Genomic DNA, 14,994 nt, shown 5'->3' with positions numbered 1-14,994 from the left:
ATGGAGAACTTCTTGTATTTTAAGTATTTTAAAATTACTGCGGATGCAGGTTATGAAAGTGAAGAAAACTATGTTTATGTTAAAGAGAACGGACAGTTATCATATATTAAACCAGCAAATTATGAAATATCAAAAACAAGAAAATATAAAAATGATATAAGCCGGATAGAAAATATGAAATACGACAAATTGGGTGATTATTATACTTGTAAAAATAATAAGGAGTTAACTGTAAATAGAATAATAAAAAGGAAGAGCCGGACTGGCTATGTAAGTGAAAAAACAATCTATACATGTGAAGATTGCAATAACTGTAAAATTCCATTAGAAGAAAGAGTCAAAAATCTTGAAACTTCAAAGCTGTTCAACATGCTTCACAAAGAGAATCTTGAAAGAATTGTGAGTGAAGAAGGTTAGGAGTTAAGAATGAATCGAAGTATCCAAGCTGAAGGTTCTTTTGCAGAGATAAAACAGGATATGGGATTCCGTAGATATCTAAGTAAAGGTAAAAAGAATATTTTGGCGGAAAATGTTCTATTAGCGATGGCACATAATATAAATAAGCTTCATAATAAAATTCAGTCAGCCAGAACAGGGACACATCTTTTTCAACTTGAAAAGAGCGCTTAATTTTAAAATTTTAAAGGCTTCGTAAATAAAAAAAGTCTTAATATCGAAGGCTTATTAAATTGCGTCATTTTTTAGTTATCAAGTTTATTTTGCTTTAAATTATCGTGTGAATTTCTATAAAATGTTAAAAAAGCACTGTTGCATTAGCATAATTTTTTATGCTAATGCAACAGCCCCTACTGGTTAAAACTTATGTTATAATAATTAATAGGAGAATTGGTGTTTTTAGTTGGTCACTCCCCGGGATTTTATCTCTCCCAAAGAGGTCGTTACGGTTAATCTAGCAGCAGAGACCAGCTATGAGAAGTCAATAGATTCTAAAAAAAATTTATAAAATATTTAAATGTGTAAATTCGTAAGAGTAATTTATTACGACAAGTTAATAAATTTTGCAGGAGGGCAATTATGGTAGAAATGACTAATTCTAAAAAGTGGGGAATAGGAAGTTCATCGTTGATAATTTCTATATTCTCTATCATGTTTTCATTTACTTTTATTAATGGAAAATATATAGGGGAGTATATTTTAAATGAACTTGGAGTATCTTTTCCAATAGGAATAATTTCTTTGGCTCTATTTTGCATGTCACTATTTATTGGACATAAATATAAAAACGATTACTTAGCCAAATCTGGAAAAATAGTATCTATAATATTTATTCTCTTAATAATTATATTATCAATAATAAGTTCATTGTTTTCTTAAGCTGTACCGTAACTATAAAATATTGCAAATTAGAAGGCCTTTATATTTAAGGAGACTACAATGAGAACAGAACAAGAAATGTTTAATTTAATATTGAATATAGCAAAGAATGATAAAAGAATTCGTGCAGTTTACATGAGTGGCTCAAGGACAAATCCAAATGCTATAAAACATATTTTTCAGGATTATGATATTGTATATGTTGTTGAAGAAACAAAGTCATTTCGTGAACGAAAAGATTGGATTAACCAATTTGGTGAACGATTATATATGCAATATCCTGAAGAAAATTCTTATTATAAACATGATGTTGATAATTGTTATGGATGGCTTATTCAATTTTGTGATGGAAATCGTCTTGACTTACACGTATGCACAGTATCACATGTGCTAAAAGAAATTAAAGGTGACAGACTTTGCAGAATATTACTTGATAAAGATAAATGCTTACCCAATATGCCAGAGCCAACAGATAAGGATTATAGGGTTAGGAAACCAACAGAATATAATTTTTTTGATACATGTAATGAATTTTGGTGGTGTCTTAATAATGTGGCAAAGGGATTATGGCGTGAAGAAATACCATATGTAATGGATATGATAAACTATTGTGTTCGCCCACAGTTAATTCATTTAATGGAGTGGGAAATAGGATTCAAAACAAATTTTACTGTTAGTGTTGGAAAATCAGGGAAATATATGTATAGGTGGTTAGAAAACCAGACGTGGGATACATTCTTAAAAACATATCCTTCCGGACAAATGAAATGTATTTGGAAATCAGTTTTTATTATGTGTGATTTATTTAATGATATAGCCAAAGATATAGCATGTAAAATGAATATTAATTATAACGAAATTGAAGCAAATAATAGTTTAAAGTTTTTAAAAGATGTGTATTTATTACCTAAAAATGCAAAAAAAATATATTGAAACTAATTAGTTTACAGTTTTCTTATTTTGTTTACTAATAAAAAGGCAGAGTTATGCCTTTTTTATTTTAGATGAAGATTAAAAACGAATAATAAGGAAGTATTTTGAGCAAAGCAAATAAACTATTAAAATAACTAATAGCTAAAATTTTACATAAAGCTATTAGTCTAGTTATAATATTGCTTAGCTAATAGGGACATAATCCTTGTTATCTCTCATAACAGCAAAAACAATACGTGTTAATTTATTAGACGTAGCTCCTACGGCAACTAAATGATGTTTACCCTCACTTCGCTTTTTATTATAATATTCATTAAGAGGACTATCATGTAAGACACATGTTGAAGCAGATAAAAATAAGGCACGTCTAAGGTACGGTGATCCTCTTTTAGACATTTTATTTTTATTAGATAGAAATTGTCCTGATTGCTTAACAGTTGGACCAATTCCAGGAATAGTTGTTAGATGACAGTCAAATTGACTATAATAAAACTCAATTTCTGAATCTAGAGATTTCATTTGTTTTTCAAGGAATAGTACTTGACTAATAAGTTGTTCTATTTGAAACTTAAAAACTTTTTTAGCTATCTTAATGCCAAAAGTATTTTTAGCTGCATTTTGAATCTCCTCAGCCTTATTAAAACCAAGTCTTCCCTTACTTTTTGTCTTCAATAGTTCAGTTAAATCATTTATATCCAACTCTAATACTCCTTCTGGAGTTTGGCATTTTTCGAGAACAGCTTTAGAACTTACGCCCCAAATATCAGAAAATAACTTATTATATTCAGGAAAAATTTGATCAAGCACTGTAACGATTATTTAGATAGAATCCTCTCATCTATACAAGTTACAGCCTAGTTCGATATATGAAAAATTGTAAAAATACAATTGACATCCAGCTCATACGCAACATCTCGCAAAGAAGAGGCAGCAGTCTCTGCTCCAAGGTCAAAAAGCCTCATGGGGGTGGGTGTAAACCTCTATCTATACGAGAATATTGTCTCAAAAGATGAGTTATTAAACAATAGTTATATAAATGAACTTTAGAACTATAAAGATGTTATATAGATTAAAGTTTTAGGCAGGGAAACTATTATTTAATGTTTACATGTTTATCATACTAGGGGATGACGTATATGAGTACTGAATTTGCAATTACTGCTATGATATGTAGTACAGCAATAATTATATTTGGAATTTTTGCCGTACTTGCACATTCAAAAGAAAAAGCTATCCTCAAGTATAAGAATAGCTCTAAAAATAGCAATAAAGAATTATTTATCAACATTAATAATGATAAAGATTCAGGATCTAAAAAATTAAGATGAGCTCTCGCAAAGCACATCTTAATTGATTAAAAATACTTAGACAATTTTAAAACCGTAACGGCTTCTTTTAGATATATTATATCACATTTTGTGTCTTTTTAATCATATTTTTTCAATAATAGCAAGCATAAAATAACGAGTATAAACTGAAAATACTGAGTACTCTATAATTGTTTTTATTATTGAGCCACATTTGATACATTACCTTCAACTGATGTACCAGTATTTTGTACAGTATTTGATATGTTTTGTTCAATGGAAATATTATCCAATTTTTTGATAGTACCCACTACATCAGCAATGTCCTTACTCGAATCAAAGGCGGGAGCTAATAACTTACTATCCTTAACCTCTGAATTAATTTTTCCGCAAATAGTCTCCCTGAAGTGATGTCTACATTGTCACCACCTGCCTATTCGTTTTGTTTTGGAATTAAAAAAAGCCTTATTTTTAATCAATATTTGCTTCCCTTTTCACCTATCTTTAACTAAATTTCTTATTCCATTTATATAAATATTATTGGCACGTGTTATTTATACGTGTTATAATGTAATTGTAAGGAGGAAGGGGATGAAACCAAAGCAAATACTTAAACTTCTGAATGATAAAGGATGGATAATAAAACATCAAGGCGGTTCACATATTCAATTAATTCATCCTGATATACCTGGTAAAGTAACAATACCAAATCATAATAAAGACCTTAAACCAGGAACCCTAAACTCAATACTTAAGCAAGCAGGGCTAAAATAAAGCCCTCTTGCAAAAGTTCATATATAATTTCTAAAAAGGAGGCTGTACTCAATGGACAAATATATTTATCCTGCTTTATTTGAGTCTTCAGAAGATGGCGGCTACTGCATAACATTTCCTGATCTACCTGGATGCATAACTGAAGGTGATACTTTAACTGAAGCTCTTACAATGGCAAAAGATGCATTAGAACTTCATTTATATGGTATGGAAGATGATAATGATGAAATTCCAACCCCTACACCACCGGAGAAAATTAAAACACAACTAGGAAGTTTTGTTGTTCCTATAGAGGCTTATATGCCGTTGATACGTGAAGAAATGGCAAATAAGGCAGTGAAAAAGACTTTAACAATTCCTTCATGGTTAAATAAAATAGCTGAAGAAAAAAAGATTAATTTTTCTCAAGTCTTACAATCTGCATTAAAAGACCAACTTAATATTAAAAACTAAGTAGAGTGGATGAACAATTCCTCTCTACTTTTACTACCCGCAAAATAAGCACCCTAGATGATGGATGCCTATCTTTACATTGAATTTTATTCTATTACTTCAATTATTTATATTTAAATAGCTTTACACGTCTAATAAGACGTGTTATAATATAGTCGTAGGAGGGAAATAAATGAAATCTTACTCGTCAAGGGAAGTAATGAAAATACTTGAAGAACATGGATGGTACTTAAAAAGAATTGTTGGTGATCATTATCAATATACAGATGGCCATAAGCTAACAACAGTAAGACATCCAGTAAAAGATTTAGGATTAAATAACATAAAGAGTATCCAAAAACAAACAGGGATTAAATTTACTTAATCCCTCCCTTTTCCCTTGAGAGTTCAATATATATTATTCCTATAGGAGGTCAATCTAATATGAAAAAAGATATTTATATTTATCCGGCTATATTAACTCAATATAAAAATGATATAGGTATTACATTTCCTGATTTACCTGGTTGTGTATCAAATGCTGATAATATGGATGAAGCTGTTAAAAGCGCTAAAGAAGTTTTAGCTCTTCACCTATTTGGCATGGAAGAAGATAATATTGAAATACCTTCTCCATCCTCTATCAGTAAAATAAAACTAGATAAAAATCAGATACCTTTATTAGTTGACGTTTATATGCCACTATATCGTGAAGCAATCCAAAACACTTCTGTTAAAACAACTGTAACTATGCCTCAGTGGTTAAAATTCTTGGCTGAAAAAAACAATATTAATTTTTCTCAAGTTATTCAAACCGCACTTAAACAAAAACTTAATATTAATGGATAACTTAAAAGATGGATGTGACAATTAAACATATCCATCTTTTTTATAACGCAAAATAAGCACCCTAAATAACGAATGCCTATTTTACATTAGAATATTAAGGCAATACAATTTAATATACTGTCTTCTGGCAGTTGCACTTAAGTTTAACGTGCCCTGCAACTACAGGCACAGTCGGTAATTACCTCTACTTAAATGATTTTTTAATTTATTTTTAGTTAATCCTTAAATGTCTAATATATATTGAAATCTCAAATGATATATTTGTATATCCATCAAAGGCAATCATTTCATGATTAGGTTCAGATATTACTTCAATTACACAATTTCTATCTAATTTTTCATGTTCCAGTTTTATTTCTTCTACTTTATTTTCTATATCTTCTAATTTATTTGCACTATAAGTTATAATAGAATTCGGAAAATTATACACCATACTCACCCTTTCAAATAATTGTTTCTATTTTCGCTAAGGTTATTTCTTATGCATTTTCATATTCATTTCATTTATATATACGAAACACGCATCACTTTTTAGGGTATCATTAAGAAAATCTTTTAATAACTTTAAATTATTTATGTTTTAAAGTATCTTTAATTCTTTTACATCTGCAATTCTTCATCAAGCTTAATACATCAGAAAAGGAGAGATAAAAACCTTCCCCTTTTTCTAATTGTTGGTTTTTCTTTTAGCTATTTTACCATATTCATTTAGTGCTGAACCTAGCTTTTGACTTGCAACAACTATTTCCTTAGAACACTTATAAGTATATATGGTATTTGTTACGATTTAATGTAATGCAAGTAGATTATTTATTTTTTGAATATCCTGTAAATAATATAAGGATAACCACGAGCTTTAACCAGTGCTTATCTTCGTTTATACAATATATTAATTTTTATTTATCGACTATATGCCTTTTGTATCTGATTAATGTTCATTACCTCAGTATGAATAGGACCATTCTCTCCAATTACTACTGCAAACGCACCTTTGATTTTATTAATATCTAGCGGTTTTAAAAGAACATGAATTAAAACAAAAACTAGAAAAAATGAAAGCTGGCAATTCTTATGAGGATAATAACCTTGTTTTCGCCACTGCCCTTGGAAAACCTACAGATGCAAAAAACTTATTTGGAAGTTATAAAAACTTATTAGCAAAAGCTAAAATAGAGCATAAAAAATTTCATTGTTTAAGGTATACTTGTGCTACAAAATTATTTGGGGCTGGGACTCCTCTAAAAACTGTCCAAGCTCTACTTGGACATAGCAACATAGAAACAACAGCTGATATTTATACTCATGTAATGCCAAAGCAAAAAATCAATGCTGCAGAAAAGTTAAATGACATTATATAAATAAATTGAAATATTACTAATTCTATAATATTAAATTCATATAAAATATACACATATCTATAGTCACCTAAAACTTATGTGGGAAAAATGTGGGAAGCTAAAAAAATAAGAGCTTTTGAAATCCTTCAAAACACTCTTATTTAACCATTTGGTAGTCCCTAGGAGAATCGAACTCCTGATTTTATTTTTAATATATTACAATTATATATGATTTTCTGTAAGTCTCTGATTATAAAGGCTTTCTAGCTATAATAAAATATTATTATATATATTAATCTAAAACTATGGTGTAAATATGGTGTAAATATGATTTGTTTCTAAGACAAAGTCATACCACTGTTTTTAAGTAACATTTATTCTTATTTAGATTACCAAAATAAAAGGCACTTATTATTAAAAAGTACCTTTTTCATGACTTTTTATCCAGTTAACTACATTCTCTTGATCTATCTTACTAGATGCAATATCTATAGCAAAATTCACAAGTTCATTTTGACTAAATCTTATCTTTATGTCGTTATATTCAAGAAGTACTAACATAACATAAATTCCAGTCCTCTTATTTCCATCTACAAATGCATGATTTTTTATTATATTGAAACATATATTTGCACACTTTGATTCAATAGTTGGATATAAATCTTGTCCACAAAAAGTAGCTTTAGAATTTTCAACTGATGACTCCAAAATTTCTAAGTCTCTTACTCCACTTGTTCCTCCAGTAGTTCTTATCAATCTAGCATGAAGTTTTAAAATATAATCAACGGTAATATACTTCATCTATTTGCTAATTCCTTAAACGCCTCTATATTGTCATCTAAAATTTTATCAGCAATTTTATCAAGGGTTTGATCCTCAGATAATGCGTCTTTACTAAATTTATCAAAATCCAAAATAACATATCTAGGTTTATTATTTTTCATTATAACAACTGATTTATCTTCATCAACTATTTTTGCTACCTTGGAAAAATTCTTATTCGCTTCTGATATTGAAATCATTTTATTTGTATTAACAAGCATTTGAATCCCTCCTCAACTATAATATATTTATATTATAACACAAATAGGATAAATTTATCCTATTTTATAAAATTTAATTTTTTAATAGTTTCTAATAATCAGTTCACTATATTTATGCTCTTTGTTTTTATACTTACCTACAAGATTATGATTTCTCTCAACTTCCTCTATAATAAAATTTTTATATAAATTTCTTACAAATTCGCAATCATTATAAGAAAGAATAAATTTACCTTTTACATTATTTAAGCAATCATATAATCTTACATGATCCTCTTCTGAGAACTTATTCTGATAGTATCTTTCAGTACCATAGTATGGAGGATCTAAATATATGAGTGCGTCTTTTTTATCATAAACTTTGAGTAAATCCTCAAAATCCTTATTTTCAATAACTACTCCTGAAAGCCTTTCCTGGATATCAGTAAGATATTTAATCATTACATTAACATCTTTTTTAACGCATCCGTAGGACTTATGATCACTTCCATAGCTTGTCTTAATTAGCATAAAAAATCGTGCTGCCCTTTGTATATCTGTCATTCCTCTAGTGTTGTATTGGCTAACAAAATCATAAAATAGTTCTCTTGAATTAAGCATAAATGAAAGCTCTCTTTGTAATTCTCCACAATGAAATTTCACGCATTTAAATAAATTTACCAGATCACCGTTTATGTCATTGTATACTTCCATGTTAGCTTGTTTATCTTTTGAAAATAAAACCCATGCTGCACCTCCAAATACCTCTATGTATCTATTAAATTTTTCTGGAAATCTTTTAACTATTTCTTTTCTTAATAATTTCTTTCCACCTATCCATCCTATAAAACTATTCATATATTACCTCCTCTATTCCAGATAATACTATTATATACGAACATATGTTCTATTTCAAGAAAAAAAAATAAAGCCTTCTTTTAGAAAAAGTGGCTTTATTTCTTATTTTTATTTTCTTTATTCTTATACTGCTCATCAATTAATGCATTAAAATTAATCGGTGGTAAAACTATTGGTCGAATTTCTGCTTGAGCCGTTATAGTTGTAATTAAACTTCTTAAATACGGAAATAAAATTGCTAATGATTGTTTTGTAAAAAACTTTTCATTTTCTTTATTATTAGGTCTCATACTAAAAATTCCACACAGCGAGACATCAATAGACAATGCATTCTCTTCCTTGTCATTTATTTCTACTTTAACATTAACTTTAGTTTTTGATTTATCTTCAGAATCTGCAATTTCATATCCAACTTTAATATCAAACTTTGAATTCTTTTCAGAATAATTATCAGATCTATTGAATGATATATTTTGAGCATATATTTTATGTAATTTTAGTTTACAATTATCGGTATTAGCTTGTACATCTTTCATTATGCCGCGTCCTCTCCATTATTAAAAACATCGTAAACATCATAGTCTTTGAGTTCTAATAATTCATTTGATTTTCTTGACTTAATAGTCTTAGAAAAAATTACATTCTCTACTTCTGAAATTAGTCCTGAAAATTTTTCATTCACAATTTCATCATTATTTATGTTTCCACAATATATAGTATTATCATCCTCATAAGGGCAATCTTCAATCCCTGATTCTACCAATAAGTTTTCTAATTCTTCATCACTTAGGGCATTAAGTTTTAAGTTTACCTCCTCAAAATATTTATTTACATCCATCATTCTCTACCTCCTTAATACTATATCTATCTATACAATTTCTATTTCTTACTGATAATTGAATTTCCATAGGTTGTATGTTAGTTCTAGGGGCGTATCCAACCTTAGGTATTGGAAAAGCAGCTCTTACAACATCATATGGATTTAATTTATACATTACATCAAGTATTACTGAATTCATTAATTGTCGTTTTTTACCGTTTTTTAATTTCAAAAATCTACTCTTAAGTTCTGTAGCATATGCTTGAAATTTATCAAATGTATTTATATCAATCAAATCAATTACTCTTTCGGCAGAAATAGTTGCTTTTAAAACTGACCAATTTTTATATTTTCTGGCCTTTGTGCAAAAATTAATTGCTTGTTTCATATCATCTTGAAAAAAATATACGCCAATGCCCAACCATTCTTCTTCGCCATGAGATGTATTAAAAGAACGAGATTTCAAAATTGATTTTGCTTTTTCAGTTTCAGTTCCATGATATCCAATAAAAACTCTTTTTCCATTATTCATGTATATTCAATCCTATCCAAAATGATTACCAATTTATGAAAATTTATACAAAAGTAATATTTTATCATAAATATTAGCTTGTCCATAGTAAAATTTTTAAATATATTTTTGTACTTATTCGTATCTATTCGTATCTTATTGTATATATATTATACTTCTACGTCTTAAAACTCTCAAAGTTCGCTTGCAACGAACAACTATATAACATCGTCACTATGCTTAAATTTTCCACCTACTTCTAATAATTGCTTATAATTTCTTATAAGCGCTTATAGTTGCTTATAAGTGCTTATAGTTTCACACAAATACCTTAAGTAAAAATATAAAAATTCTAGAATAGCTTTTACACTATTCTAGAATTAAAATTTTACCAAGCTACATTTGTATTTTGTACAGGAGTTACAGTATTCTATATAGTATCAATTTTTATTTAAATCAATTAATTTTTATCCCTATATAGCCTACAAATTTCACTATGTTTTTATATGTATAAAAATTTAAGAAGCTATTTTTTATCTTCTACAAGAGAAGCCTTTCTAACATTTGTTTCACATAAATCATAATAATCATATGGAGTAACTTCTATTTTTTCTAATTTACCATCTGCTCTTTTGATCCATGAATTTGATGAACTATCTGTAAATGATATCTCTACTCTATTTGCATTTGTTGCATGCCAATCACCCATAGAATGGCTTGGAAAAATATCCTCTTTTTTAAATCTTCCTGTTGGAATTACATCATATACCGCAACTTGCGAATTATAAAATTGAGACTTTAATTTATCATCTATATCTAACGCTAATTCTTCTTTCCAAAGATCTTCACCTTTCCTAAGAGTATGTCCTCTTTTATGAATTACTGTAATTACAACATTATATATTGGTAAGTCAGACGAATTTATTATATAAAGTTTTTCATCATTTTCTAAATAGGCTGAAATCTTTAATGCTTGAGATTTTTCTTCTATTTCATTTTGCTTATTTCTAGATTTAATATCTCTTCTAATATTTATAATAACTCCAATTGCAGATGCAATTGCAGTTATTATTGCTGCACCAGCAGTAATCATTGTAATTATAGATACCTGGGTTCCATTCATTAAATATCATCTCCTAGTAATATTATAGCAAAAATAAAATAAAAGAAATTCTTTTTAGAAATATAACTTATTTATGTATTAATGTGTCTACTGTGATATTTATAGTTATAAATAACTTGCCCAAAATTTATATATATTTTTTATACTTAAACAGTATAAAAAGACCCCTCTATACAAAAGATATATTTGAGCAAATCTATCTAAGGAAGGAGGCCTTTTTATGACTATAATAAAGGTATTAAAACAAGTATTATTTATTTTATTGTTTCAAAGCCTTTCTATACTGATATTAGCATTAATATTGCTTAAAATCATTTAATTACTATATTATTAGTATAAACATATTTGTATTTTTTATTATTTATTTTTTAAATTAAATTTTATTTATGTATTATACTATGTACAAAAATAAAGTCTAGAATAGCTTTTTATACTACTCTAGACTTTAAATTATTACTGAACCATGGTTATACTTTGTTCATCATTTTATACAGAAGTCAATACATTCTGTCCAGTACTTTGTACATTACTTGATGTATCCTGTTTAATATTAATAGCATCTGATACATCAGCAACATCTTTATTTCCATCAAAGGCCGGAGCTAATATATTAACACTTTTTTACTTCTCATTAATGTTTGCTAGTGCTTCAAGGTTACTCTTTAATGATAAAACTTCTCCTAAAAATGGATGATTGTATTTGTAACTTTCACCTGATATCTGTTCTTTATCTTTAAATGGAAGATCTGTTTGTTTAAGAATGTAATATGAAATTACACTCACAAGTAAGGCATACGCTGCATTTTGTATAATTGTTAATTGTTCATATGTATATTCAATGTTCTTTATATCTGCATGTATAAATTTACTTCTAACCTTCCAAATTGGATCATAGATCTTTCTTCTTGAATATCCCAACTCATTTCTTAAAAAATTAAGTAACCCATCTTTACTAGCTATAGGCTGACTATAAAGATCTTCTCCACATCTAGGGCATTTCCTAATTTGTGCACCTTGACAAGCTAATATCTCAGACACTCCCTCCATTGCTGTAGCCCACGCGATTACTTTTTCTTTTAAATGTTCAACAATCATACCTTTGCGCAAACAATTTATAGGATATATAATTTCATCCGGTAATTTATTCGTTAACCATGCACTTAAATCGTAATGCCCTGCTGGATTATACGTATGTGTCTGAATTGAGCTATTATCCTTAGGAGTAACATATGACTTACTAATCTTGATCGAATGTCCATCTGAAGTACTACAATCTACCCAATTAAGTATTTTATATGCGTTTAATGTTAGAAAAGTTAACCACGAACAAAATGTTTCAAGAACATCACTTGCAATAGTCCATGCTTTTCTAAAATCATTTGTATCTACAATTATTGACACTTCAACATTTCTTTGCGACTCTGCTTTTGACATCATTTTTATTAACTTCTGTGGTTGAATATTAAGTTGAACTGCAGATGGAACCCCAATAGTTTGTACTAGTTCACCATGAGTTATTTTCCACCTATTGTCAATTAATTCGATTGTTAACCTATTAATTGGCCCTCCGAATATATCATGTGGAAAATATACCAATGAATTTACTGTGTATCTCATCTTGCCATCCCCTTACTTTAATTTATTATAATACCCCTATATATTACAGAGTCAAATAACTTAAATAATTCTTCTATAGTAGATCATATTAATTAAAATAGCAAATATTGTTCTTAGTTACTAATATTCGCTATTTTTTTATTTCAACATTTCATAATAATTATACAGTTATTTCCTTTATGTTCTTTCCTAATTGTAGCAAAATTTTACATAAAAATAAAGCCTAGCAGATTTAATTCTCTACTAGGCTTAAAATCTTATTGAGCTACTATTTTAGTTTATACATTTTGTGCTTGAGATTGCTTTGGATTTAAAGTTGTCTTCTTATTAACATCCATTACATCCGAAACATCTTTACTTTCATCAAAAGCTGGAGCTAATAATTTACTATCTTTAAACTCACTATTTATCTTTCCACAAATTGTCTCTCTAAAGTGATCCAGTTCCTCTTGGGATATTCCTGGAATCTTTTCAACTAATAATTTATCAAATGCCTTTTTCTTTTGTTCTCCTGCCTGTGGAATAAACTTAAACTGTTGCTCTACTATATAGTAAATATCCTGTGCGATTTTATAATCCTTGTTGTACTGATCAACTCCAATTTGCTTGATAAGAGCTTCCCTTTTCTTTTTAAGATAAGTAACTCCTACTGCTACACCATAAGAAGCCAAAGCTCCTAAAATACTTAATACTCCACTTGAAATTATATTTGCTACTTCATTTCCTAACATACTTTTTTCCTCCTAAAATTTAAATTTATATTTTTGATAATTTAAAAAAGGCTATTTTACTAGCCTTATAAGACAAATTTCTCATCTTTTGATCCATAAGATAAGAATTAGAATAACACTTTAGATCCACCCTGACCTTTGTTATTGTTGTAAACTACCACTGGTGCTCCACCTTTACGGATGATAATATAATTTCCTCTGTCTAGATGAATTCCCATATCTCCATCGGTTCTTGGCTCTATATAAAATTTAGTACCTGGAATTTGAAATACTCCTTCTGGAATTGTTTCAGGATACGTAGGTACTGTTTGTACTACTTGCTTAGGTGCAGTTGGTTGGCTTGATACTGTTTGTCCTGTAATGCCTTTTACTATAGCTGTTGCTAATTTCTCAGGATCGTACTTGTCACAATCTGATTTTGTATCACAGAAAAATGGTTCTATTAAAATAGCAGCCATTTTTGTATACTTAAGTACATATAAACCTGTCCTTAATTGACTGCCCCTGTTTCTAAATCCTAGCTCACTAGACATTTCAGCACATACCCTGTCAGCATATGTTTTGCCTGAGGCACTTATATACTCCACTTCACATCCATTGGCTTTATCTGTTTCATAGGCATTAACATGGAAACATAAATGTAGCTGTGAGCCTATAGAATTAGCTTTATTAACTCTATAGGCTAATGATTGTCCTAAAGTTAAAGCTGGACTTGCTGAAGGTGTGCAATCGTAGCAGGTATGCCCTAGTTGTTGCAATTTCTTAATTACAAGTGCACCATATTCTCTACAATCATTCTCCTCATTTCTATATCCTTCAGCTCCACGATCCTCACCAGTACCATGCCCAAAATCATAAGTTATTACCATAACATCATTTCCTTTCTTATTTTAAATGTAATTCTAATAAATAAATAAAGAGCCCCAAGAATGAAGCTCCTAATATACCCATACCCCACTTTAGGGTACTTATTAAATTATCAAGTCTACCACATAAATCTTCTAATTTTTCATCTACTCTCTCTCCCCTTCCTTCCAGCTTTTTAAGTCTATCAGCATGATCGTTTAATCTTCTCTCGTGCAAATCAAAAGTTTCATCTATTTGCTTATGCTTTTCTGCACATAGCTTTATGTCATAACATTCACTCATATACTACCCCCTGTTTTTAAGTATAAAAAAAGAGCTTTGGATATCTCCAAAGTCTTTTTTAATATAATTATTTACTTTCTTTTTTAGGCGGTTTAGTTTTGGGCATTTTTATCTTTTCTGTAGTTTCAGGTACACTGTCTTTACTAAAAGTACTCTTTTTAGATAATTTTATTCTATTCATTAATATTCCTCCTAA

Annotated in this window: 20 protein-coding genes and 2 pseudogenes; 9 read left to right on the top strand and 13 right to left on the bottom strand. The window is 28.8% G+C overall.

Annotated features, from left to right (window positions below):
- The 3 genes and pseudogenes from WY13_RS04185 to WY13_RS04170 all read left to right on the top strand — a co-directional run.
- Positions 1-630 (top strand): annotated as a pseudogene (locus WY13_RS04185) (transposase); the annotation flags it as partial.
- Positions 631-1,035: 405 nt separating this feature from the next.
- On the top strand, positions 1,036-1,335 hold the full coding sequence (locus WY13_RS04175) for a hypothetical protein (RefSeq protein ID WP_063554450.1): 300 nt from the start codon (positions 1,036-1,038) through the stop codon (positions 1,333-1,335).
- A 60-nt stretch (positions 1,336-1,395) separates the two neighbouring features.
- Positions 1,396-2,268, top strand: a complete 873-nt coding sequence (locus WY13_RS04170) for an aminoglycoside 6-adenylyltransferase (RefSeq protein ID WP_063554449.1) — start codon at positions 1,396-1,398, stop codon at positions 2,266-2,268.
- Positions 2,269-2,451: 183 nt separating this feature from the next.
- On the opposite strand, the pseudogene WY13_RS04165 reads toward WY13_RS04170, so the two are convergent.
- Positions 2,452-3,084 (bottom strand): annotated as a pseudogene (locus WY13_RS04165) (transposase); the annotation flags it as partial.
- A gap of 320 nt (positions 3,085-3,404) precedes the next feature.
- On the opposite strand from WY13_RS04165, the gene WY13_RS04160 reads away from it, so the two are divergent.
- The 5 genes from WY13_RS04160 to WY13_RS04140 all read left to right on the top strand — a co-directional run bounded on the left by WY13_RS04160 (position 3,405) and on the right by WY13_RS04140 (position 5,630).
- A complete protein-coding gene (locus WY13_RS04160; protein WP_063554448.1) occupies positions 3,405-3,596 on the top strand; it encodes a hypothetical protein in 192 nt (63 codons plus the stop codon).
- 570 nt (positions 3,597-4,166) lie between these two features.
- Positions 4,167-4,349, top strand: a complete 183-nt coding sequence (locus tag WY13_RS04155) for a type II toxin-antitoxin system HicA family toxin (protein ID WP_013239776.1) — start codon at positions 4,167-4,169, stop codon at positions 4,347-4,349.
- A 51-nt stretch (positions 4,350-4,400) separates the two neighbouring features.
- Entirely contained in the window at positions 4,401-4,802 is a 402-nt protein-coding gene (locus tag WY13_RS04150; protein ID WP_063554447.1) for a type II toxin-antitoxin system HicB family antitoxin, read from the top strand.
- A 172-nt stretch (positions 4,803-4,974) separates the two neighbouring features.
- Positions 4,975-5,166, top strand: coding sequence for a type II toxin-antitoxin system HicA family toxin (locus WY13_RS04145; protein ID WP_063554446.1), 192 nt, complete (start codon positions 4,975-4,977; stop codon positions 5,164-5,166).
- Positions 5,167-5,225: 59 nt separating this feature from the next.
- Positions 5,226-5,630, top strand: a complete 405-nt coding sequence (locus WY13_RS04140) for a type II toxin-antitoxin system HicB family antitoxin (protein ID WP_063554445.1) — start codon at positions 5,226-5,228, stop codon at positions 5,628-5,630.
- Between the two features lie 211 nt (positions 5,631-5,841).
- Here WY13_RS04140 and WY13_RS04135 read toward each other — a convergent pair whose 3' ends face one another.
- On the bottom strand, positions 5,842-6,063 hold the full coding sequence (locus WY13_RS04135) for a hypothetical protein (protein WP_242866319.1): 222 nt from the start codon (positions 6,061-6,063) through the stop codon (positions 5,842-5,844).
- A gap of 619 nt (positions 6,064-6,682) precedes the next feature.
- Between WY13_RS04135 and WY13_RS04130 the strand changes: the two genes are divergently transcribed.
- Entirely contained in the window at positions 6,683-6,988 is a 306-nt protein-coding gene (locus WY13_RS04130; protein WP_063554443.1) for a tyrosine-type recombinase/integrase, read from the top strand.
- A gap of 393 nt (positions 6,989-7,381) precedes the next feature.
- Here WY13_RS04130 and WY13_RS04125 read toward each other — a convergent pair whose 3' ends face one another.
- The 11 genes from WY13_RS04125 to WY13_RS04075 all read right to left on the bottom strand — a co-directional run bounded on the left by WY13_RS04125 (position 7,382) and on the right by WY13_RS04075 (position 14,798).
- The gene (locus WY13_RS04125) at positions 7,382-7,768 is read right to left on the bottom strand and encodes a type II toxin-antitoxin system death-on-curing family toxin (RefSeq protein ID WP_063554442.1); all 387 of its coding nucleotides are present in this window, start codon (positions 7,766-7,768) and stop codon (positions 7,382-7,384) included.
- Complete coding sequence (locus WY13_RS04120; protein ID WP_063554441.1) at positions 7,765-8,010, bottom strand: type II toxin-antitoxin system prevent-host-death family antitoxin; 246 nt, start codon at positions 8,008-8,010, stop codon at positions 7,765-7,767. Before WY13_RS04120 ends, WY13_RS04125 begins: the two co-directional genes overlap by 4 nt.
- Positions 8,011-8,091: 81 nt before the next feature.
- Positions 8,092-8,847, bottom strand: coding sequence for a DNA adenine methylase (locus WY13_RS04115; RefSeq protein ID WP_063554440.1), 756 nt, complete (start codon positions 8,845-8,847; stop codon positions 8,092-8,094).
- Positions 8,848-8,942: 95 nt separating this feature from the next.
- On the bottom strand, positions 8,943-9,383 hold the full coding sequence (locus WY13_RS04110) for a protein-export chaperone SecB (RefSeq protein ID WP_063554439.1): 441 nt from the start codon (positions 9,381-9,383) through the stop codon (positions 8,943-8,945).
- On the bottom strand, positions 9,383-9,688 hold the full coding sequence (locus tag WY13_RS04105) for a hypothetical protein (RefSeq protein ID WP_063554438.1): 306 nt from the start codon (positions 9,686-9,688) through the stop codon (positions 9,383-9,385). Before WY13_RS04105 ends, WY13_RS04110 begins: the two co-directional genes overlap by 1 nt.
- On the bottom strand, positions 9,672-10,199 hold the full coding sequence (locus WY13_RS04100) for a hypothetical protein (protein WP_063554437.1): 528 nt from the start codon (positions 10,197-10,199) through the stop codon (positions 9,672-9,674). Before WY13_RS04100 ends, WY13_RS04105 begins: the two co-directional genes overlap by 17 nt.
- Positions 10,200-10,704: 505 nt before the next feature.
- Positions 10,705-11,301, bottom strand: a complete 597-nt coding sequence (locus tag WY13_RS04095) for a hypothetical protein (RefSeq protein ID WP_063554436.1) — start codon at positions 11,299-11,301, stop codon at positions 10,705-10,707.
- Positions 11,302-11,922: 621 nt separating this feature from the next.
- Positions 11,923-12,918 (bottom strand): hypothetical protein, encoded by a 996-nt coding sequence (locus tag WY13_RS04090; protein WP_063554435.1) that lies wholly within the window; start codon positions 12,916-12,918, stop codon positions 11,923-11,925.
- 278 nt (positions 12,919-13,196) lie between these two features.
- Entirely contained in the window at positions 13,197-13,649 is a 453-nt protein-coding gene (locus WY13_RS04085; RefSeq protein ID WP_063554434.1) for a hypothetical protein, read from the bottom strand.
- A 107-nt stretch (positions 13,650-13,756) separates the two neighbouring features.
- Positions 13,757-14,518: an N-acetylmuramoyl-L-alanine amidase gene (locus WY13_RS04080; protein ID WP_063554433.1), complete on the bottom strand. Its 762-nt coding sequence runs from the start codon at positions 14,516-14,518 to the stop codon at positions 13,757-13,759.
- A 16-nt stretch (positions 14,519-14,534) separates the two neighbouring features.
- The gene (locus tag WY13_RS04075) at positions 14,535-14,798 is read right to left on the bottom strand and encodes a hemolysin XhlA family protein (RefSeq protein ID WP_063554432.1); all 264 of its coding nucleotides are present in this window, start codon (positions 14,796-14,798) and stop codon (positions 14,535-14,537) included.
- Between the last annotated feature and the right edge of the window lie 196 nt (positions 14,799-14,994).

Origin of the sequence: Clostridium ljungdahlii, assembly GCF_001636845.1 — a bacterium.
In the GTDB taxonomy this organism is placed as follows: Bacteria; Bacillota; Clostridia; order Clostridiales; family Clostridiaceae; genus Clostridium_B; species Clostridium_B ljungdahlii_A.
Note: the sequence above shows the minus strand (reverse complement) of the source record. Positions and strands in the feature narration are given on the sequence as shown.